Here is a 271-nt window from a genome sequence, read left to right on the forward strand (position 1 = left end):
CGAGGGTAAGCGAATCACTTAAAGTGCGTCGTAGTCCGGATTGGAGTCTGCAACTCGACTCCATGAAGTCGGAATCGCTAGTAATCGCATATCAGAATGATGCGGTGAATACGTTCCCGGGCCTTGTACACACCGCCCGTCACACCATGGGAGTGGGTTGCTCCAGAAGTGGATAGTCTAACCTTCGGGAGGACGTTCACCACGGAGTGATTCATGACTGGGGTGAAGTCGTAACAAGGTAGCCCTAGGGGAACCTGGGGCTGGATCACCT

General features: G+C 53.9%; 1 rRNA gene. It reads left to right on the forward strand.

What is annotated here, in order from left to right:
* A 16S ribosomal RNA gene (locus tag AUR67_RS17295) occupies positions 1–271 on the forward strand; the annotation flags it as partial.

The sequence above is a fragment of the Pseudoalteromonas sp. XI10 genome, assembly GCF_001469895.1.
In the GTDB taxonomy this organism is placed as follows: domain Bacteria; phylum Pseudomonadota; class Gammaproteobacteria; order Enterobacterales; family Alteromonadaceae; genus Pseudoalteromonas.